Annotated in this window: 13 protein-coding genes; 6 read left to right on the top strand and 7 right to left on the bottom strand. The window is 70.8% G+C overall.

All coding sequences use genetic code 11. The features are described 5' to 3' along the window. Positions 1-87: 87 nt before the first annotated feature. Positions 88-2,511 carry a sigma-70 family RNA polymerase sigma factor gene (locus ABZS69_RS31590; RefSeq protein ID WP_355378956.1) on the top strand — a complete coding sequence of 808 codons (2,424 nt, stop codon included), beginning with the start codon at positions 88-90 and terminating at the stop codon, positions 2,509-2,511. 187 nt (positions 2,512-2,698) lie between these two features. Further along, positions 2,699-3,901 carry an NYN domain-containing protein gene (locus ABZS69_RS31585; RefSeq protein WP_355378954.1) on the top strand — a complete coding sequence of 401 codons (1,203 nt, stop codon included), beginning with the start codon at positions 2,699-2,701 and terminating at the stop codon, positions 3,899-3,901. A 389-nt stretch (positions 3,902-4,290) separates the two neighbouring features. On the opposite strand, the gene ABZS69_RS31580 is transcribed toward ABZS69_RS31585, so the two are convergent. From ABZS69_RS31580 to ABZS69_RS31570, 3 genes are all read right to left on the bottom strand, one after another. Beyond that, the gene (locus ABZS69_RS31580) at positions 4,291-4,920 is read right to left on the bottom strand and encodes a response regulator (protein WP_355378952.1); all 630 of its coding nucleotides are present in this window, start codon (positions 4,918-4,920) and stop codon (positions 4,291-4,293) included. Positions 4,921-4,923: 3 nt separating this feature from the next. Further along, on the bottom strand, positions 4,924-9,111 hold the full coding sequence (locus ABZS69_RS31575; protein WP_355378951.1) for a HAMP domain-containing protein: 4,188 nt from the start codon (positions 9,109-9,111) through the stop codon (positions 4,924-4,926). A gap of 81 nt (positions 9,112-9,192) precedes the next feature. After that, on the bottom strand, positions 9,193-9,546 hold the full coding sequence (locus ABZS69_RS31570) for a hypothetical protein (RefSeq protein ID WP_355378949.1): 354 nt from the start codon (positions 9,544-9,546) through the stop codon (positions 9,193-9,195). A gap of 36 nt (positions 9,547-9,582) precedes the next feature. On the opposite strand from ABZS69_RS31570, the gene ABZS69_RS31565 reads away from it, so the two are divergent. Continuing rightward, a complete protein-coding gene (locus ABZS69_RS31565) occupies positions 9,583-10,776 on the top strand; it encodes a GAF domain-containing SpoIIE family protein phosphatase (RefSeq protein WP_355378947.1) in 1,194 nt (397 codons plus the stop codon). Positions 10,777-10,876: 100 nt separating this feature from the next. Here the strand turns inward: ABZS69_RS31565 and ABZS69_RS31560 are convergent, their stop codons facing one another. The 3 genes from ABZS69_RS31560 to rho all read right to left on the bottom strand — a co-directional run bounded on the left by ABZS69_RS31560 (position 10,877) and on the right by rho (position 15,400). After that, positions 10,877-12,649: a prolyl oligopeptidase family serine peptidase gene (locus tag ABZS69_RS31560; protein ID WP_355378945.1), complete on the bottom strand. Its 1,773-nt coding sequence runs from the start codon at positions 12,647-12,649 to the stop codon at positions 10,877-10,879. 144 nt (positions 12,650-12,793) lie between these two features. Then, positions 12,794-13,843, bottom strand: a complete 1,050-nt coding sequence (locus tag ABZS69_RS31555; RefSeq protein ID WP_355378943.1) for a putative RNA methyltransferase — start codon at positions 13,841-13,843, stop codon at positions 12,794-12,796. Between the two features lie 453 nt (positions 13,844-14,296). Beyond that, positions 14,297-15,400 carry a transcription termination factor Rho gene (gene rho / locus ABZS69_RS31550; RefSeq protein ID WP_355378941.1) on the bottom strand — a complete coding sequence of 368 codons (1,104 nt, stop codon included), beginning with the start codon at positions 15,398-15,400 and terminating at the stop codon, positions 14,297-14,299. A gap of 409 nt (positions 15,401-15,809) precedes the next feature. Here rho and ABZS69_RS31545 point away from each other — a divergent pair, with 409 nt between their 5' ends. From ABZS69_RS31545 to ABZS69_RS31535, 3 genes are read left to right on the top strand one after another with little or no spacing between them, the layout of a single operon-like run. Continuing rightward, positions 15,810-15,959, top strand: a complete 150-nt coding sequence (locus ABZS69_RS31545; protein ID WP_355378940.1) for a hypothetical protein — start codon at positions 15,810-15,812, stop codon at positions 15,957-15,959. A 24-nt stretch (positions 15,960-15,983) separates the two neighbouring features. Continuing rightward, positions 15,984-16,709, top strand: coding sequence for an MBL fold metallo-hydrolase (locus ABZS69_RS31540; RefSeq protein WP_355378938.1), 726 nt, complete (start codon positions 15,984-15,986; stop codon positions 16,707-16,709). A 25-nt stretch (positions 16,710-16,734) separates the two neighbouring features. Then, complete coding sequence (locus ABZS69_RS31535; protein WP_355378936.1) at positions 16,735-17,640, top strand: WD40 repeat domain-containing protein; 906 nt, start codon at positions 16,735-16,737, stop codon at positions 17,638-17,640. A 3-nt stretch (positions 17,641-17,643) separates the two neighbouring features. On the opposite strand, the gene ABZS69_RS31530 is transcribed toward ABZS69_RS31535, so the two are convergent. Beyond that, on the bottom strand, positions 17,644-19,545 hold the full coding sequence (locus ABZS69_RS31530) for a nitrate- and nitrite sensing domain-containing protein (protein ID WP_355378934.1): 1,902 nt from the start codon (positions 19,543-19,545) through the stop codon (positions 17,644-17,646). Positions 19,546-19,588: the final 43 nt, after the last annotated feature.

Here is a 19,588-nt window from a genome sequence, read left to right as displayed (position 1 = left end):
AGAAGGTAAAGGCGCGGGCGCGGTTTAGTACCGGCGGGGAGTGCGGAATGAATGCGCGAGGCAACCCCGCGTAATCGTGAGGTCACTATGGGTGTCGAATCGTGGTCGCGAAGCGACGCAGAGCTTCTCCAGGCGGTCAGAGAGGGCAACGCGGCCGCCTACGGGCAGCTCTACGAGCGCCACGTCGCCGCCGCCCGCGCGCTGGCCAGGCAGCTCGTCAGGCGCTCCGAGGTCGAGGACGTGGTCGCGGAGGCGTTCACGAAGATCCTCGACCTGGTCGGCCGGGGCGGCGGGCCCGAGGCGGGCTTCCGCACCTATCTGCTGACCGTGGTGCGGCGCACGGTCTACGACCGCTCCAGGATCGAGAGCCGCCAGGTGACCACGGGGGAGATCGAGGCGTACGACCCGGGGGTGCCGTTCGTCGATCCGGCGCTCGTGGGGCTGGAGAGGTCGCTGATCGCCAGGGCGTTCCTGTCGCTGCCCGAGCGGTGGCGGGCGGTGCTCTGGCACACCGAGGTCGAACGGTGCAAGCCGGCCGAGGTGGCGCCGCTGCTGGGGCTGACGCCCAACGGCGTGGCGGCGCTCGCGTACCGGGCGAGGGAGGGGCTGCGGCAGGCGTACCTGCAGATGCATTTGGGTTCGCCGCCCAGGCACGACTGCCGGCCGGTGCTCGGCAAGATGAGCGCGTACGTCCGGGACGGGCTGACCAGGCGCGACGCCAAAGACGTCGATGAGCACGTGAAGGCGTGCGAGGAGTGCAACGGGGTCCTGCTGGAGCTGACCGACGTCAACCGCGGGCTGCGGGTGATGGTCGGGCCGCTGGTCGCGGGGCCGATCTTCGGCGGGTACGCGGCGACGCTGGCGAAGCCGGCCGTGGCCGGCGGCGCCGGTGGGCTGGTGCGGGGGTTCGGCGGCGGCGCGGGCGGGCTGGTGCGGGGGTTCGGCCGTGGCGCGGGCGGGTTGCTGCGGGGGTTCGGCCGGTTGTGGCGGGCGCCCAGGCACCAGCGGGCCGCGATGGCCGGCAGCATGGCCGTCACCGTGGCCGTGGCGGCCGGGCTGCTGCTGGCCACCGACAAGAACCCGATCACGAGGCCCACCGCCGCCGTGCCGGTCGCCGGACCGCCGCCGGCGGGCGGCGAGCAGCCGCCGGTGCCCGTGCCGCTGCAGAGCGAGGAGCCCGCGCGGGTGCGGCCGCCGGCCAAGAGTCCGGCGAAGAGCCCGATCAAGAGCAAGGAACCCGGTACGGCGCGGCTGCGTGCCACCGTCGACGCGCTCGGCTCGCTCGTACGCGCCCGGCCCGGCATCGTCGGCCTGCGCCTGCGCAATTACGGCGAGGCGCCCAGCGAGGAGCTGGCGGCGTCCGTGGACCTGCCCGCGGGCGTGACGCTCGTCCCGCCCGCGCGCCCGGACGACCGCGACACCGCGGGCACCACGGACGGGTGGGCGTGCCGCCCCTCCGGCCACGGCGCGCGGTGCGCCAGGGCGCCGCTGGCGGCGGGGCAGGGCACGACGCTGCTCCTGCGGGTACGGGTGGCGGCGGAGGCACCGGAGGGCGCGGGCCCGGCCGTCCGGATCGACGCGGGCCCCCTGCACGTCAGGGCACAGTCGGAGAACGGCGTGCGGGCGACGGGAGCGCCCGCCAGGTTCGCCACCGACGGGAAGGTGGCCGTCAGGGCGATCGGCAACTCTCTGCTGACCTGCCCCGAGACGGAGGCCGGCTGCGCGGAGGCCAGGCGGCGCCAGCACGGCCGGCGCGACAACGACCTCTGGCCGATGACCGCGCTCGACCAGGACGACAGCTCCGGCACCGGCGCGTCCAGCGGGGCCACGCTGAGCCTGCCCAAGGGGGGCAAGGTCGTGTGGGCCGGCCTCTACTGGTCCGCGAGCTCGACGACGGCCGGGCCCATCAAGGTCAGACCGCCGGGGCGGCGCCAGTACACGCTGGTCAAACCCGACGACGTGGCGCTGCGCGAGCTGCCGTCGGGGCCCGTCTACCAGGCGTACGCCGACGTCAGCAAGCTGGTCGCCGCCTCACCCGGGAACGGCACGTGGTGGGCGGCCGACATGCCCATGGAGGAAGGGGCGTCCCGGCACGCCGGGTGGAGCCTGGTCCTGGTCGTCACGGATCCGGCAGAGCCGTACAGCCAGGCCATGGTGCTCGACGCGGCCACCGTGGCCGGCGGGCCGGCGGGCCGCGTGCACATCCCGCTCGACGGGCTGAGGCCGTCCGCCTCGCCCGCCAGGGTCGAGCTGGTGACGTGGGAGGGCGACGCCGACCTCAAGGGCGACAAGGTCTCGCTCGGGTCCGGCGCGCTCGCCCCCGAGGGCGGCGACCGGGACGCCTCGAACGTCTTCGACGAGTCCTCGACCGGGGCGGCGGAGATGACGTTCGGCGTCGACGTCGACACGATCGGGGCCGAGCTCGGGGTGGATCCGGGGCTCACGATCGCGACGGACAAGGACGTCGTGCTCTTCGGAGTGGCAGCGTTGAGCGTCCGTGCGCGATCATGATGGTGAACGGGACAAACTGGTACGGTCTGGCTGAATGCTCCGGTGTGGCAGCAGGTCGATGCCGAATCGTCGGGATTAACCCTCGCGCGATCACCTGCTTTCATTACCCTGAGAGAGGGCCGCCGAGTCCGGTCTCTGACGGTGCAGAGCCAGCCAGGACGGACCACCAGGAAAGGGGCGGTGCTTAGTGGATCGCTGTGCGCTGTTCGTAGACGCCGGCTATCTGCTGGCCGATGGCGCGATGGCCGTGCACGGCACGCGTCATCGCGAAGCGGTTGCCTGGGACTACCCGGGGCTGCTCCAGCTGATGACCAGCCTGTCGCGCGAGCGCACCGGCCTGCCGTTGCTCAGGTGCTACTGGTACGAGGCGACGGTCGAAGGCCGTCGCACGCCGGAGCACGACGCGCTGGCCGACATACCGGGCCTCAAGCTCAGGCTGTCGCGCATCCGGCCGGGCCGGCGCGAGGGCGTCGACGCCCAGGTTCATCGCGACCTGATGACGCTCGCCCGCAACAACGCCATCTGTGACGCCGTGGTCGTGAGCGGGGACGAGGACCTCGCCCAGGTCGTGTGCGACGCGCAGGACCTCGGCATCAGGGTCAGCGTGATCCACATCGCGGCCGACGGCGGCTGGGCCGTGTCGCGCTCGCTGCGCCAGGAGTGCGACGACCTGGTCGAGTTGGGCGCCGTCCACCTGCGCCCCTACGTCAGCCTCGTCGCGGGCATCGCCGAGTCGTCCAACGGGCACCAGCCGATCAGCAACGGGCAGGCCGCCCACTCGCTGCCGCCCGCCCAGCCGTCCCTTCCCCCGTCGCTGCCCCCGCTCCCGCCGTCCAGCGGCAGCCACGCCGCCTCCTCCTCGTCCCAGCCCTCGTCCAACGGGTCCTCGTCCGGCCGCGGCCGAGAATCGTCGACGCCACCCGTGCTGCCGACGTACGCCAGCTACCAGCCCGAGCCGCCGGCCACGCCGCCGACGCCGCCCGCTCCCGCCACCGGTCCCATCCCGGCGCAGCCGCAGTCGCCCACCACCGGGCAGTTCGCCAGCCCGTCGTCCAGCGGCACCTACCAGCCGTCCCAACTGGGGCCGTACACGGGGCCGCAGCCCGCGCCCGTCACCCCGCCGTCCGCCGCCACCGCCGGCGCCACCACGCTGGCGGACGCGGTCAAGTCCGCCCACCGCGAGGGGCACGACTTCGGCGAGTCCGTGGCGCGCGACGCGCCCGCGCTGTGGCTGGAGGCGGTGCTGGCCCGCAAACCCCGGATGCCGTCCGACCTGGAGGCGCGGCTGCTGCAGGGGTCTTCGCTGCCGATCGACTTCCTGCTGCACGACGAAGTACGACATGCGCTGCGCCGCGGCTTCTGGGACGCCTTGGAACGCGCCCGCCACTAACCTTCCCCGCCCGTCACCCCCTGCCCTTCACCCCCCCGGCCCGTCACCCCCCTTCCTGGCCACTCCCGCTTCCGCCGCCTCGCCGATCACGCGACCTTCCGGCCACGGGCTCTCCGGCCACAACACCTCTCGCCACGCGAACCCCTCGGCTACGGTGCCCCGTTCCGCCAGTTCCCTGGCCACCGCCTGACCCATCCACCGCCCGCGCCCCTCTGCGCGCCGCGTCGGCGAGTAGGCGTACGGCGGGACCCGGCGCAACGAGCACGGCGCCCGACCACCCGCACACCCCGCAGCGCCACCTCACCGCCGGCGCACCCCTCAAGGGTTCACCGCGTAAGGCCGGGCACCCTCGCACCGCCCGCGTGGGGGCGGCGGTGGTCGGGGTGGGGTCAGGAGAGGGCGTCGAAGCCGGCGCGGAGGTGGTTGAGGCGGTCCGTGAGGTCGGAGAGGGGGACGGCGAGGGCCGGGTCCTGGGACTTGCGGGCCAGCTCCCGCACCCGGGCCAGCTCGTCCTCCACCGCGGTCAGCCGCCGAGACAGCTCGGGCAGCACCGCGGCGTGGTCCCCGACCCCCGGCGGCAGTTCGCCGCTGAGGCGGTCGCGGAGCAGGGACGCCTGTTCGGCCAGCCGCTTGTTCATGTTGTACAGCTCAGTGAAGACCGACACCTTCGCCCGCAGCACCCAGGGGTCGAACGGCTTGGTCAGGTAGTCGACCGCCCCGGCCGCGTAGCCGCGGAAGGCGTAGTCGGGCGCGCTGTCCACCACGGTCAGGAAGATGATCGGGATGTTCCTGGTCCGCTCCCGCCGCTTGATGTGCGCGGCCGTCTCGAAGCCGTCCATGCCGGGCATGCGCACGTCCAGCAGGATCAGCGCGAACTCGGTGTTGAGCAGCGCTTTGAGCGCCTCCTCGCCCGACCGGGCGCGCACCGGCACCAGGTCGAGCGAGCTGAGGATGGCTTCGAGAGCGATCAGGTTCTCCTCGCGGTCGTCGACGAGGAGAATCTTGGCGCGATCCGGCATCGATCACGACCCTTCGGCTGCTGAGGCAGATGCGTCGGACGTGGACCCGCGCCCGCGGCTCAGCCAGCCGCGCAGGCGTTCGAGCAGGCGGTCCACGTCCACCGGCTTGGGGACGTAGTCGGACGCGCCGGAGGCGATGCTCTTCTCGCGGTCGCCCCGCATGACCTTGGCGGTCAGCGCGATGATCGGCAGATCGGCGAACTGAGGCATGCGCCGGATGGCGGACGTGGTGGCCCAGCCATCCATCTCCGGCATCATGATGTCCATCAGCACGAGCGCGACGTCCTCGTTTCGTTCGAGCTGCTCGATCCCCTCCCGACCGTTTTCAGCGTAGACGACCGTGGAACCGTGTCGTTCCAGAACGCTGGTCAGCGCGAACACGTTCCGGATGTCGTCGTCCACGATGAGAATCTTGGCACCGCTGAGCGGGTCGTCGCCCTGCCACTGGACGGGGGTCTCCGCCGGCGGCTCGACCAGCTCGTGCATCGGCAGGTCGAGCGGCAGCGGCGGCTCCGTCGTGACCGTCGCGGCCGACTCCACCGTCGGCGCCGTCATCAGCTGGCGACGCGGCGCGGCGGCGTCGGTCGCGGCCAGCGGGCCGGTGTACGAGGCCGGCAGGTAGAGCGTGAACGTGCTGCCCTTGCCCAGCTCGCTGTCCACGTGGATCTCGCCGCCGAGCAGCCTGGCGATGTCGCGGCAGATCGCGAGGCCCAGGCCCGTGCCGCCGTACTTGCGGCTCGTCGTGCCGTCGGCCTGCCTGAACGCCTCGAAGATGACGTCCCGCTTGTCGGGCGCGATGCCGATGCCGGTGTCGATCACCTGGAACGCGAGCAGGTCGTCGGCGTCGTGCAGGCTGTCGTCGTCGTAGTCGACCCCGGGCGGCGCCATGGAGACGCGCAGCTTGACCTCGCCCCGCGGCGTGAACTTCACCGCGTTGGAGAGCAGGTTGCGCAGCACCTGCTGCAGGCGCTGCTCGTCGGCGCGCAGCTCCTTCGGCACGTCGGACTCGACGTCGACGGTGAACGACAGCCCCTTGTCCTGCGCCAGCGGCGCGAACGCGGCCTCCAGCAGATCCACCATCTTCGGCAGCGACACCTGGATCGGATGGATGTCCATCCGGCCCGCCTCGACCTTGGACAGGTCGAGCATGTCGTTGATGAGCTGGAGCAGCGACGAGCCCGCGCTGTGGATCGTGCGGGCGAACTCCACCTGCTGCGAGGTCAGGTTGCCCTCGGCGTTCTCGGTCAGCAGCTTGGCCAGCACCAGCAGGCTGTTGAGCGGCGTGCGCAGCTCGTGGGACATGTTCGCGAGGAACTCGGACTTGTAGCGCGAGGAGACCGCGAGCTGCTCGGCGCGCTCCTCCAGCGTGCGGCGGGCCTGCTCGATCTGGAAGTTCTGGATCTCGATCGCGCGGTTCTGCTTGGCCAGCAGCGCCGCCTTGTCCTCCAGCTCGGCGTTGGACCTGCGCAGCTCCTCCTGCTGGCGCTGCAGCTCGTCGGAGCGCTCCTGGAGCTCCCGGGTGAGCCGCTGCGACTCGGTGAGCAGGTCTTCGGTGCGGGAGTTGGCGATGATCGTGTTCATCGTGACACCGATGGTCTCGACGAGCTGGCGCAGGAAGTCGAGGTGCACCTCGCCGAACGGCGTGAACGAGGCCAGCTCGAGCACGCCGAGCACGCGGCTCTCGAACAGGATCGGTAGCACCACGATCTGCGCGGGCGTCGACTGGCTGAGCCCGCTGTCGATGGTGATGAACTGCGGCGGCACGTCGTCGAGCATGATGTGCCGGCCCTCGGCCGCCGCCTGGCCGACGATGCCCTCGCCGATCGCGAACCGCTGGCGCGGCCCCCGGTCGGGGCGCACGCCGTACCCGCCGATCAGGATCAGCTCGTGGTCGCCCTCGGGATCGATGCCGTAGAAGGCGCCGTAGCGGGCCGAGACCAGCGGCGTCAGCTCGCTCATCGTCAGCTTGGCCACCTCGAGCAGGTCGCGGTGGCCCTGCATGAGCCGGGAGATGCGGGCCAGGTTGGACTTGAGCCAGTCCTGCTCCTGGTTGGCCTGGGTGGTCTCGCGGAGGTTGGCCACCATCGAGTTGATGTTGTCCTTCAGCTCCATCAGCTCGCCCTGCGCCTCGACCGCGATCGAGCGGGTCAGGTCGCCGCGGGCCACGGCGCTGGTGACGGTGGCGATGGCGCGCACCTGCGTGGTGAGGTTGCCGGCCAGCTCGTTGACGCTCTCGGTGAGGCGCTTCCACGTGCCCTCGACGCCCTCGACCCGGGCCTGGCCGCCCAGCTGCCCCTCGGAGCCCACCTCCCGGGCGACTCGGGTCACCTCGGAGGCGAACGACGACAGCTGGTCCACCATGCGGTTGATGGTGGTCTTCAGGGCCAGGATCTCGCCCTGGGCGTCGACGTCGATCTTGCGGGTGAGGTCGCCGTTGGCCACGGCCGTGGTGACCTCGGCGATGTTACGCACCTGCGAGGTCAGGTTGTTGGCCATGAAGTTGACGTTGTCGGTGAGGTCCTTCCAGACGCCCGAGACGCCGGTCACCCGGGCCTGGCCGCCGAGCTGGCCTTGCGTGCCCACCTCGCGCGCCACTCGGGTGACCTCGTCGGCGAAGGAGGACAGCTGGTCCACCATCGTGTTGAGGGTGTCCTTGAGCTGGAGGATCTCGCCCTGCGCGTCGACGGTGATCTTCTTCGACAGGTTGCCCTGGGCCACCGCGGACGACACGGCCGCGATCTGGCGCACCTGCGAGGTCAGGTTGTTGGCCATCGAGTTGACGTTGTCGGTCAGGTCCTTCCAGACCCCGGACACGCCGCGCACCTGCGCCTGGCCGCCCAGTTGGCCCTCGGTGCCCACCTCGCGGGCGACTCGGGTCACCTCGGAGGCGAACGACGACAGCTGCTCGACCATGGTGTTCATGGTCGACTTGAGCTCGAGGATCTCGCCCTGGGCGTCGACGTCGATCTTGCGGGTGAGGTCGCCGTTGGCCACGGCCGTGGTCACCTGGGCGATGTTCCGCACCTGGTACGTCAGGTTGTTGGCCATCGAGTTGACGTTGTCCGTCAGGTCCTTCCAGACCCCGGACACGCCCTTCACCTCGGCCCGGCCGCCCAGCTTGCCTTCGGTGCCCACCTCGCGGGCGACTCGGGTGACCTCGTCGGCGAAGGAGGACAGCTGGTCCACCATCGTGTTGAGGGTGTCCTTGAGCTGGAGGATCTCGCCCTCGGCATCGACGGTGATCTTCTTCGACAGGTTGCCCTGGGCCACCGCCGTCGCCACGGTGGCGATGCTGCGCACCTGCGAGGTGAGGTTGTTGGCCATGAAGTTGACGTTGTCGGTGAGGTCCTTCCAGACGCCCGAGACGCCGGTCACCTGCGCCTGGCCGCCGAGCTGGCCTTCGGTGCCCACCTCGCGGGCGACTCGGGTGACCTCCTCGGCGAAGCCGGAGAGCTGGTCGACCATCGTGTTGACGGTGTTCTTCAGCTCGAACATCTCGCCCACGGCGTCGACCGTCACCTTGCGGCTCAGGTCGCCCTTGGCCACCGCGGTGGTCACGACCGCGATGTCGCGCACCTGCGCGGCCACGCGGGACGACATCGTGTTGACGGCCTCGGTGAGGTCGCGCCAGCTTCCCGACATGCCGCGCAGGTTGGCGCTGCCGCCCAGCCGGCCCTCGGTGCCGGCCTCGCGCGCCACCCTGGTCACCTCGCCGTTGAACAGCGCCAGCTGGTCGACCATGCCGTTGATGGCCTTGCCCAGGCGCCGCACCTCGCCCCTGGCCGACCGGTCGAGGTCGATCCGGCGCGACAGGTCGCCCTTGGCGACCGCGTCGATCACGTCGGCGGCGCCGCTCACGGGGCTCACCAGGGCGTCGATCAGCTGGTTGACCGACTCGACGCTCTCCGCCCAGGCGCCGACGCCCGGTCCGGGCGTCAGCCGCTCTCCGAACCGGCCTTCCTTGACGACCTCTTTGCGAACGCGTACGAGCTCGTTGGCCAGGTGTTCGCGACGGTCGGCCACTTCGTTGAGCAGCAGCCGGACCTCGCTGAGGATCCCGGGAGGCGCATGTGGGACACGACGCCGGAAGTCACCATCCCGCCAAGAGAAAAGCGTCTCAAGGATGGGAACGAGATCCGACTCGGTGTAGGTCCTCTCCTCCGGAGTCGGCGCGGCCTTGGCCGTGGTCATGGGGCCTCCTTCACTCGCGGCGGGCTCCTGCGAGTGATTCAAGTCTGTCACGATGAGTAGCTCATAGTCCTGCCCTTGGATTTACCCCAAGTCGGCGCTAAGTGTGGTAGGCACGGTGGGATGACTGCTTCTCCCCACGCGGTGCTCGCTGCGACGTTCGCGCCGGGCGATACCGCTGTTACGGCTGCTATGAGGTTCACGCGCGAGGTGATGACCGCGTGGGCCACCGGCGGCGTGCTCCATACCGCCGAACAAGTCGCGGGAGATCTGGCCGAGCAGGTCGCTGACGAGCCGTTTGAGGTGATCTGGAAGCATCTCGGGGATGCCGTACAGGTCGAACTGAGGCAGCGAAGCCTCTCCCAGGGTGATCCAAAAGCTCCTTCCGCTAACGTCGAAGAGTGGGGAGTCACCTTCACGGGCGATTCCCGTGTCCATTGGGCTAGGCTCACGCTACCTGGCTCCCCGGACAGGGTGGCAGCCGAATGGCTGGAGGAGAGCGCCCGAGGGCCGCACTGGCTCGGGTTTCTGGCCGACGCGAGTGACCTGCTCGCGGGCACGCTCGACCCAGACATGGTACCGGCCCTGGTCGCCCAGGTCGTAGTGCCGCGGCTGTCGAGCTGGTGCGCCGTCTACACCTCCGACAACTCCGTCGGGCCCATGCGGCTGGTCTACCTCTGGCACGCCGACGAGGCCAGGATCGACGGCCTGCGCGAGCAGCTCGCCGACATGGACGTCGCCGCCGCCGACACCAGGGTCACCTCGACCATCCACCTGTCCGACTCGCAGGTGCTCGCGGTGCCGCTCACCGCACGCGGGCGCGGCCTCGGCATGATGTGCCTGGGCCGGCCCGACCGCTTCCCCGACGACGTCATCCAGTTCGCCGAGGACATCGGCAGGCGCGCCGCGCTGGCCATGGACAACGCCCGGCTCTACGCCCAGCAGGCCGCCGCCAACAGGGCGCTCCAGCGCAGCCTGCTGCCGCCCAACGAGCCGGAGGTCCCCGGGCTCGACTACGGCGTCATCTACGAGCCCGCCGGCGAGACCAACGAGGTCGGCGGCGACTTCTACGACCTGTTCAAGGCGGGCGACGACTCGTGGCGGTTCGCGATCGGCGACGTGTGCGGCACGGGCCCCGTGGCCGCCGCCGTGACCGGCCTCGCCCGCCACACGCTGCGGCTGCTGGCCCGCGAGGGGTACGGCGTGGCGGCCGTGCTCGGCCGGCTCAACCAGGCGATCTTGGAGGAGGGCGAGCGCGCCCGGTTCCTCACGCTGCTGCACGGTGACATCACGCCCGTGGAGACGGGGCTGGAGGTGCGCCTGGTGTCGGCCGGGCACCCCGAGGCGCTGCGGCTCAAGCCGAGCGGCAAGGTGGAGGCCGTGACCACGCCGCAGTCGCTGCTGGGGGTCTTCCACGAGGTCATGTTCGAGGCCGACACGGTGCACCTGGAGCACGGCGACGTGCTGCTGGCCGTGACCGACGGGGTGACGGAGCGGCGCTCGGGCGGGCGGCTGCTCGACGACGACGGCGGGCTGGCCAAGCTGCTGGCCGAATGTGCCGGGCTGTCGGCCAGGGCGGTGGCCGAGCGCATCCGCAGGGGTGCGGCCGAGTTCGCCTCCGAGCCGAGCCAGGACGACCTGGCCATCGTGGTCCTGCGCGCCCGCTAGCACGCTCAATTGACGCCTCCCTGTGACAGGGTCGACACATGCTGTCACCGAAGGAGGTCGGTCGTCAAGGTAAGAAGTCAGGAAAGATTCTTACAGTGTGTCAAATGTCAGGGTGATTCACGTGCTTCCTGGCGAACTCCAGCTGGAGCGCCGTCTGCGCGATCCGCTCGGCCATGACGAGCGATCCGCCGATGGCGTCGTACATGTAGACCTCGTGCTGGCGCCCGTGCTCGGCCAGCTTGGCCACGTACTTCTCGATCTGGCGCAGCGGGCAGCGCGTGTCGTTTTCGCCCGCCAGGATCAGCACCGGGCTCTTGACCTGGTCGACGTAGGTGATGGGGGAGCTGGCCGCGTACTGCTCCGGCTCCTCGTCGGGTGAGCCGCCGAGCAGCGCCCGGTGGTAGGCGCGCAGGCTCTCCGCCTCGTCCTCGTACGAGGTCTGGTGGCAGGCGATCGGCACCGCCGCGATGCCGGCCGCCCACAGGTCCGGCTGGGTGCCGAGGCCGAGCAGCGTGAGGTAGCCGCCCCAGGCCGCGCCCGCCAGCACGATCCTTTCCGGGTCGGCGATGCCGCGGTCGACCACGCACCGGCGTACGGCGGCCACGTCGGCCAGCTCGATGTGCCCGACGTCGCCGTGCAGCGCGTCGCGCCAGGCGGAGCCGTACCCGGTCGAGCCCCGGTAGTTGACCCGCACCACCGCGAACCCCGAGTCCACCCAGGCCGCGACCTCCGGCGAGAACTCGTCGCGGTCGTGCGCCGTCGGGCCGCCGTGCAGCAGGAAGACGGTCGGGTACGGGGCGACGCCCGTCTCGGGCTTGGAGACCAGCGCGTGGATGCGGCCGCCCTCGCCCTCGACGTCCATGTCCTCGACGGGGACGCTCGGCGGGGCGGGCGGGCCGCCGGGGTTGACCACGACCTGGCCGTTGCTGGAGCGGATGATCGGCGGGCGCGAGGCGCTGGACCAGGAGTACTCGACGTGGCCGCCGGGCCGGGGCGCCGCCTCGTCGATCACGCCGTGCGGCGTGTCGATGAGCGTCAGGCCGCCGCCCGCGAGGTCGTAGCGGTGCAGGTACGTGCGGGCGCGGTCGTCGCGCAGGAGGAGCAGGCCGCGGCCGTCGTCGTACCACTCGGCGTTGAGGTCGCCGGGGTCCCTCAGCCAGATCTCGCGCTGCTCGCCGCTGACCGGGTCCCAGACCAGGGGCTCGTGCCGCCGGCGGCGCTCGTGCAGGGCCAGCAGGCGGCGGTCGCCGACGACCGGGGCGAAGTGCAGGCCGGTGACGCCCTTGGTGGGCCCGTCGTACAGCTCGGCCACCGTCTCGCCGCTCTGGCGGACGACGCGGAGCGCGGGGTGGCGGAAGTCGCCGTACTCGCCGTGGTTGATCGCGACGAGCGAGCCGTCGAGGGACATGTCGGCCACCCAGGCGGCCTCGGTGTGCTCGTACAGGAGCGTCGCCGGACCGCCGACGCGGACGACGTGGATCCTGAACGTGCCCTCGCTGGCCATGCTGATCGCCGCGACGCCCGTCGTGGACAGGGAGATGCCGCCGGGCTGGCCCGGCGGGAGGTCGGGGGCGACCGGCTCGTTGGGGCCGCCGGCGAACGGCTGGCGCCACCACACGCCGAACTCGCCGCCGGCGGTGTCGGCGAACCAGTAGATCCACTGGCCGGTGGGGTCGATGGCGGCGTACGCGGTGCCCTTCGGGCGGTCGGTGACCTGGCGGACGGCGCCCGTCACGCGGTCCCAGGCGTAGACCTCCCAGGTGCCGGTGGCGTTGGAGCGGTAGATGGAGCGGTTGGGGGCCTGGCGCGCCCAGGACGGCAGCGTCATGCGCGACGCGCGGAACCTGGCCTGCCAGCGTTCCTCCGCCTTCATCCGGCGCGCCCCCTCCCATTGATGTCCCGTGCCTCCGGGCGCGGGATGCCGTCCAGTATTGCGCGTGTGCCGGGGAAAAACTCGGAGAATGTGGGGGAATTTCGGACTAAATGCCCCATCAGTAACACCAGTCCCACATGCCCGTCAAGGAACGGGTCTTGATCGGGGTACGGGCTCGAAGATAGACACGTGAAACGCGGCGTGCGTTACTACTTTTTGTTGTCTTTTCATGACATTTCGGGAGAAAAATCCCGCGATTCGCTTGTCAAGATCCGCCGCTTCGGTATGCCAGGCACTCGGCCCCATACCGACCACCTGGGCGATGTCGTCATGCCCCAGCTCCATCTCGAACTCGACCGAGCGCCGCTCCACCTCGGCGAAGCCCTCCAGGCTCCGCGCCAGCCTGCGCTCTTTCTCCTCGTCCACGGAGAGCAGCCCGAGCTCCTCGACCAGCGGGCTCAGGTGCCGCCCCGCCGGGGTCACGACCACCGCGACCCCATCGGGGCGCAGGATCCTCCTGAACTCGGGCCCGTTCCTGGGCGCGAACACGTCCATCACCACATCGGCCACCCCATCCCTGATGGGGAGCGGACGCCACACGTCGGCCACGAACGCCCCTGCCCTGGGATGCACCCGCGCCGCCCGGCGTACAGCGTGCTTCGACACATCGAACGCCATCCCGATGCCATCGTTCACCGCGTCCAACGCGGCCGCCAGGTAGTGCCCGGTGCCCGCGCCTGCGTCGACGATCAACGGCGCGGCCCTGCCCTCCGCGCTACGATCGCCGTCGATTTCCGGCTCGTACGTGGGACCCATCGGTCCAGCGCCGTAACCGGCCTCCACTCCCGCCCCACGGTACGCCCTCAGCTCCGCGCCGTCATTCGTTTCGGTGGAGTACTCACGTTTTGCTGGAACGTTCTTGTCGCATACGTACTTTCGTACGGTTTCTGCTACTGCGTCGTGCAGTGGTGAGTAGTGGCCCGCATCGAGAAATCGCGCCCGCGCGGCCACCATCTCGGGGCTGTCGGCCGTTCCCGGTGGTTTGTTGCCGACCAGGAGACTGACATAGCCCTGCTTGGCCACGTCGAAGGTGTGCCCTTGGGCACACCGCAGCACGCCGACGTCGAGCCGGAGGACGGCTCGGCAGACGGGGCACGCCAGGAATTCGACGATATCGGCCAGCATGCCGCCCATTCTCGCCCACCACCCCGGGACCCTTCCCACGGGGCGGCGCCTTTTCTGCCACCACGGGGCGCCGGCCGCGCGCCCTGCCACAAGTGGTCGCCTTCGCCACCCTGGGACGCGCGTGCGCCTGGAGACGGGGCGCTTGGACGGCGGCGCGCCGGCGCTGTGGTGGCGCTGTGGTGGCGCTGTGGGGTGTGGGCGATCGGGCGCCGTGCGGGTTGCGCCGGGCTCCGCCGTACACCTGCTCGCCGACGCGGCGCCAAAGGGGGCGTGTGGCGTTTGAGGGGCGCAGGGGGTGTGGCGAGCCGAAGGGCGTGCGCGGGCTGGGAAGTGGTGGTGCGCTTGGGTGCCGGCGTGTGCACTCGTCGGTGGCGCGGTGGCGCGGTGGCGCGGTGGCGCGGTGGCGCGGTGGCGCGGTGGCGCGGTGGCGCGGTGGCGCGGAAGACGGGGGAGCCGGGCCGGTTAGGCGGTGGTGGCTTCGAGGAGGAAGGCGGCGTTGGAGGGGGTGGAGCGGAGCTTGTCGACGAGGAGTTCGAGGCCCTGCTGCTTCTCCAGGGCGGTGAGCATGCGGCGCAGCCGCCACACCACCTGCCGCTCCTCCGTGTGCAGCAGGATCTCCTCCCGCCGCGTCCCCGAGGCGTCGAGGTCGACGGCCGGGAACAGTCGCCGCTCGGCGAGCTCCCGGACGAGGTGGACCTCCATGTTCCCCGTCCCCTTGAACTCCTCGTACAGGTTGTTGTCCATCCGCGACCCCGTGTCCACCAGCGCGGTGGCGAGGATGGTGAGGGAGCCGCCGCCCTCGACGTTGCGGGCGGCGCCGAAGAAGCGCTTGGGCGGGTAGAGGGCCCCGGCGTCGATGCCGCCGGTGAGGACCCGGCCGCCGCTGGGCGCCAGGTTGTTGTACGCCCGCCCCAGCCGCGTCAGCGAGTCGAGCAGCAGTACGACGTCCTGGCCGGACTCGACGAGCCGCTTGGCGCGTTCGACGGCCAGTTCGGCGACGGCGGTGTGGTCGCGGTCGGGGTGGTCGAAGGTGGAGTAGAAGATCTCGCCGGAGATCGTGGCGCGCATCTCGGTGACCTCTTCGGGTCGCTCGCCCACGAGGAGGACCATGAGGTGCACCTCGGGGTGGTTGCGGGTGATCCCGGCGGCCAGCGCCTGCATGACCATGGTCTTGCCGGCCTTGGGCGGCGCGACGATGAGGCCGCGCTGGCCCTTGCCGATGGGCGCGAAGAGGTCGATGACGCGGGTGCTGAGCGACTCGGTCTCGATGGTGAGCCGCTCGGTCGGGTGTACGGGTGTCAGCTCGGCGAAGCTGGGCCGGTCGCGCCACCGCTCGGAGCCGTTGACCGAGGTGACGCCGACGAGCTTGTTGCCGGCGAACGACGCGACGACGCGGTCGCCGGGCCGCAGGTCGAACTGCCGTACCTTGTCGGGTGTGACGCGCACGTCGCCGGGGCCGGGGAGGTGCCCGGCCCGGATGAACGCGGATTTGTCGCGTATGTCCAGGAGGCCCTCGACCTGGCGGACGGACACGTCCGTGCGCTGCTCAGGAATGTGTACAGACATGGTGAAACCCCTTCGGGGGAATGCGCCGGACCAGCCCGAAAGCGGTCGGGCGCGGTGCGAAAGAAAGGAAGCCGGGCCCCTGGGGAGAACCGGGGCGAGACTCAGATGAAGACCGGCGGAGCCTAAGCTCGACGCCTGGTGGCAAGATACCACACCATCTGGTCCAGTAAACGCCTAGCCCTCTTGGGCTATTCCCGGGCCGTTCTCGGAGTTTCTCCCACGGACGCGGGCAGGGGCACGTGACAATGTTCTTCTCGGCACCGTACTGCGAGGAAAATTACCGCACCCGGTGTTCCGGAGGGCATAGGACCTTCGTCGAAGCAGCGCCATCGTGTCAAGTGACATGCAGGACCCCTGCAACTCGATGAGGGTTCCATAGAACCAACAGAATCTCCTTGGGGGAGCACCAATGAAGACCGTCAACCACTGCCCGCGGTGCCGCCACGAGCTCGACGAGGGCCCGATCATGTACAGGTGCGCGCACTGCTGCCGCGCCGTCTACGCGGCCGACATCGAGAACGAGTTCGTGCCGCGTCAGCCGGTGCCCGTAGCCGCCTAAGCTGGCGGAGTGCCGCATGCATCGATGAACTTGTCCGGCGTCGAGGTGACACCGCTCTGCGACGCCGTAGGTCCCATGGGAGCGGCGATCCGCCGCCCGCTCGCCGAGATGTTCCCCGGTTCCGGGCTTCAGGACGAGCCCTGGGTCCTGCACTTCCACTGCTACCTGATCCGCGACGCGGCCGGTCGGCTGACCCTCGTCGACACCGGCATCGGTGACGAAGACTCACCGGCCGCGAGCTGGGCGCCGGTTCCCGGCACCCTGACCGGCGAGCTGGCCGCCGCGGGCGTCTCGCCCGCCGAGATCGGCACCGTCGTCCTCACGCACCTGCACAGCGACCACGCCAGCGGCGTGGTGACCGACGGCAGGCCCGCGTTCGAGAACGCCCGGTACGTCCTCCAGCAGGCCGAGGTGGACGCCGCGCGGGGCCCCGTGCTCGACCGGCTGCTCACTCCGATCAAGGGGCAGCTGCACGTCGTAGAGGGCCAGGCAGAGGTCTCGCCGGGCGTCCACGTGCACCTGGCGCCCGGTCACACCCCGGGCCACCAGATCGCCAGGGTCGGCGATGTGGCCATGACCGGCGACCTCGTGCTCCACCCGGTGCAGCTCGACGACCCGGCCATCCGGTACGTCTACGACGACGATCATGAGACGTCCGCGCGCACCCGGGCAGAGGTGCTGGCGACGCTCAGGGCCGAGCACGCGATTCTCGCGACCGCTCACTTCGGCGAGCCGTTCCTGCGTCTGTGACGTTTCCCGGGCACGATATGTAGCCATGAAGATACGTATTGTGACCGGCGTCGCGCTCGGCGCCGCTCTGGTCATCCCGTCGGCAGCGTCGGCCGCGCCCACACCTGACCACCTGTCGGGCGCCGCCGTCTACGCGGCGACAGGCAACCAGCTCAGCCGATACTCGGGCAGCGGCGAGTGGCACCCGCTCGCCCGACTCGGAGCCGCGCAGTTCGCCGCGTCGCCCGACGGCGCGAAGGCCGCCTGGATCACCGAGAGCGGCAACCTCAACATCAGGGAGCGCGGCAAGACCAGCACAATCGTCAGCGGGCTCCAGGGCAGCACACCGTGCCTCACCCCGGTCTGGTCCACGGACTCCGAGAAGGTGGCCTACCCGAGCGCGGACGGCACGATCAGGGTCGTCCGGGCCGACGGCAGCAACGCCCCGCGGAGTCTGGGCGTCTCCAAGGGCGTCTGCCACCTCGCCTGGTCGGGCAACGGGCGCTTCCTCGCCGGCTACACCAGCACGGGCGGCGCCCTCTACCGGCTCGACTCCAAGACGGGCAAGACCGTCATAGTCAAGGGCGTCACGTCCGTCACCCACGTGCAGAGCCTGTCGCCCGACGGCAGCAAGGCGATCGTGGCGCTCCCGGAGAACTCGGACGCGACCGGCGCCGGCACCTGGCCCGCCACGTTCCGGCCGGTCGTCCTCGCGATCCCGACGGGCAAGCGGCAGCAGCTGCCGGTCAAGGGCAACCTGATCGGCGCCACCTACCTGCCTGACGGCCGTCTCGTGGTGCGGACGGCCACCCCGCCGCACACGCAGTCGGGCAACGCGGGCGGCCACGCCCACAACACGCTGCTCGTGTTCGACAACGCCGGCAACGAGCTCCAGCGGCTGGCCGAGCCGCCCAAGGCCAAGAACCAGGCGCTGCTCCAGGTCGTGTCCTAGCGCCTACCGCCCGCTCATGGCCGGCTGATCGGCCAGGAGCGACGAGGGCAGGGAGGCCATCGCGGTCAGGCCGCCGTACGGGGAGGGCGCGAGAGTGACCTTGATGCCGTGCCTGGCCGCGAGCCTGCTCACCACGAACAGACCGAGCCGGTCGCTCTGCGCCAGGTCGAACTCCGGCATCTTCGCCAGCCGCTCGTTGAGCTCGTCCAGCTCGGCCCTGGGCAGACCGAGGCCGCGGTCCTCGACCTCGATCATCAGCCCGTGCGGGGTGGTCGAGGTCCGCAGGTCCACCCTGGTCTGGGGCGGCGAGAAGAGGGTGGCGTTCTCGACCAGCTCGGCCATCAGGTGGGCCACGTCCGTGACCACCGCGCCGAGCAGCGCGACCGGCGGCGGCTGGAGGATCTCGACCCGCTCGTACTCCTCCACCTCCGCCACGGACGCGCGCAGCACGTCGAGGATCGGCACCGGGTTGCGCCAGCCGCGCCCGGGCGTCTGGTCCGACAGGATGATGAGGCTCTCGGCGTGCCTGCGCATGCGGGTGGTCAGGTGGTCGAGCTTGAACAGGTCCGCCAGGGCGTCGGGCTCCTCCGTCGCCCGCTCCATGCTGTCGAGCTGGAGCAGCTGCCGGTGCAGCAGCGACTGGTTGCGCCTGGCCAGGTTCACGAAGACCTGGCTGACGCCGTGCCGGAGCCGGGCCTGGCTCACCGCGGCCGCGACGGCCGTGGACTGCACGTCGTTGAACGACTGGACGATGTCGCGTACCTCGGAGGTGTTGGACTTGACCTCGATCGGGGCGACCTCTTCCGCGGTGGGCGGGGCCGTGTTCGTCCGCAGCCGCTTGACCAGGCCGGACAGCCGCACCTCGGCCAGCTCGGTGGCGGCGTCGCGGAGCCCGGCCAGCTCGCGCACCAGGCGCTTGCGGAAGCGGAGCGAGAGCATGATGGACGCGATGACGGCGATCAGGCCGAGGCCGCCCGCGACCCCGATCTTGATCAGCATGCCGATGGCCGTCGGCGTCACCCGGTTCACGAGGGCCTTGACGGCCAGGGCCTGGTTGCGCTCGACCGCCGCCCACAGGTTCTGGCCGTCGACGGGCCAGGTGGCGGCGGTGGCGGGCAGGCCGTTCGTGGCCGCCTGACCCCGGATGGCGTCCTCGGCGTCCAGGAACTCCTTGTAGACCGGCGACCCGGCCAGCCGCGCGTACGGGCCGCGCAGGTCGCGGTCGAGATGCGAGAGCGCCTGGGAGAACAGCAGCCGCCTGGTGGCCACCATCCCCGTGAACGCCTCGTGCTCCCTGGCCTCCACCCGGCCTCTGGCCAGCACGACCGCCACCAGCGCCCGCTCCCTGGACAGCACGTCCTTGGCCTCGCCCAGCATGGTCACCGCCCTGGCCTGCTTGTACAGGGCCATGTCGGGCACCAGCACCATGGCGTCGTACATGCGGAAGGACGCGTCCACGATCTGGCTGTAGCCGTCGATCACGTCGAGCGGCGCCACGGTCATGCCGTCCACCTCGCGGCGGACCTCCGCGAGCTGGTCGAGCTTGGTGTTCAGCGCGGCGAGCTGCGAGGTCATCTCCGGCGACAGGTCGCTCTGGGTCTTGGCGAGCGCGCGGAACGTGGCCACGGTCTTGTCGGTCTCAGCGCGCTGAGCGGCCACCTTGGCGGCGCCCTGCCCGCTGACCAGGAACTCCACGGAGACCAGCCGCTCGTCCTGCAGTTCGATGTTGACACGCTCGGACGGGTCGGCCAGGTTTGTCGCCAAGTCCTTGATCGCCAACAGGCGCACTCCGTCGCCGCCGGTCAGGCCCGCGGCGAACGCCCACAGGCCCACGAGGGACAGCAGCGGGACGAGTAGGAGGACGAGGAGTTTCACGGCGATGGGGCGGCCACGCGTGGGGGGCATGCGACCTCCGGGTGCAAGATGAGATCGCCTCGCAGAGTACACC

It is taken from the genome of Nonomuraea sp. NPDC005650, assembly GCF_040605375.1.
Taxonomy (GTDB): Bacteria; Actinomycetota; Actinomycetes; order Streptosporangiales; family Streptosporangiaceae; genus Nonomuraea.
Note: the sequence above shows the minus strand (reverse complement) of the source record. Positions and strands in the feature narration are given on the sequence as shown.

Excerpts from the sequence above, each read along its gene's own strand:
- ABZS69_RS31590 (WP_355378956.1), top strand. The coding sequence starts at position 88 with ATGGGTGTCGAATCGTGGTCGCGAAGCGACGCAGAGCTTCTCCAGGCG.
- ABZS69_RS31580 (WP_355378952.1), bottom strand. The coding sequence starts at position 4,920 with ATGCCGGATCGCGCCAAGATTCTCCTCGTCGACGACCGCGAGGAGAAC.
- ABZS69_RS31575 (WP_355378951.1), bottom strand. The coding sequence starts at position 9,111 with ATGACCACGGCCAAGGCCGCGCCGACTCCGGAGGAGAGGACCTACACC.
- ABZS69_RS31570 (WP_355378949.1), bottom strand. The coding sequence starts at position 9,546 with ATGGACACGGGAATCGCCCGTGAAGGTGACTCCCCACTCTTCGACGTT.
- ABZS69_RS31560 (WP_355378945.1), bottom strand. The coding sequence starts at position 12,649 with ATGAAGGCGGAGGAACGCTGGCAGGCCAGGTTCCGCGCGTCGCGCATG.
- ABZS69_RS31555 (WP_355378943.1), bottom strand. The coding sequence starts at position 13,843 with ATGGGCGGCATGCTGGCCGATATCGTCGAATTCCTGGCGTGCCCCGTC.
- rho (WP_355378941.1), bottom strand. The coding sequence starts at position 15,400 with ATGTCTGTACACATTCCTGAGCAGCGCACGGACGTGTCCGTCCGCCAG.
- ABZS69_RS31545 (WP_355378940.1), top strand. The coding sequence starts at position 15,810 with ATGAAGACCGTCAACCACTGCCCGCGGTGCCGCCACGAGCTCGACGAG.
- ABZS69_RS31540 (WP_355378938.1), top strand. The coding sequence starts at position 15,984 with ATGAACTTGTCCGGCGTCGAGGTGACACCGCTCTGCGACGCCGTAGGT.
- ABZS69_RS31535 (WP_355378936.1), top strand. The coding sequence starts at position 16,735 with ATGAAGATACGTATTGTGACCGGCGTCGCGCTCGGCGCCGCTCTGGTC.
- ABZS69_RS31530 (WP_355378934.1), bottom strand. The coding sequence starts at position 19,545 with ATGCCCCCCACGCGTGGCCGCCCCATCGCCGTGAAACTCCTCGTCCTC.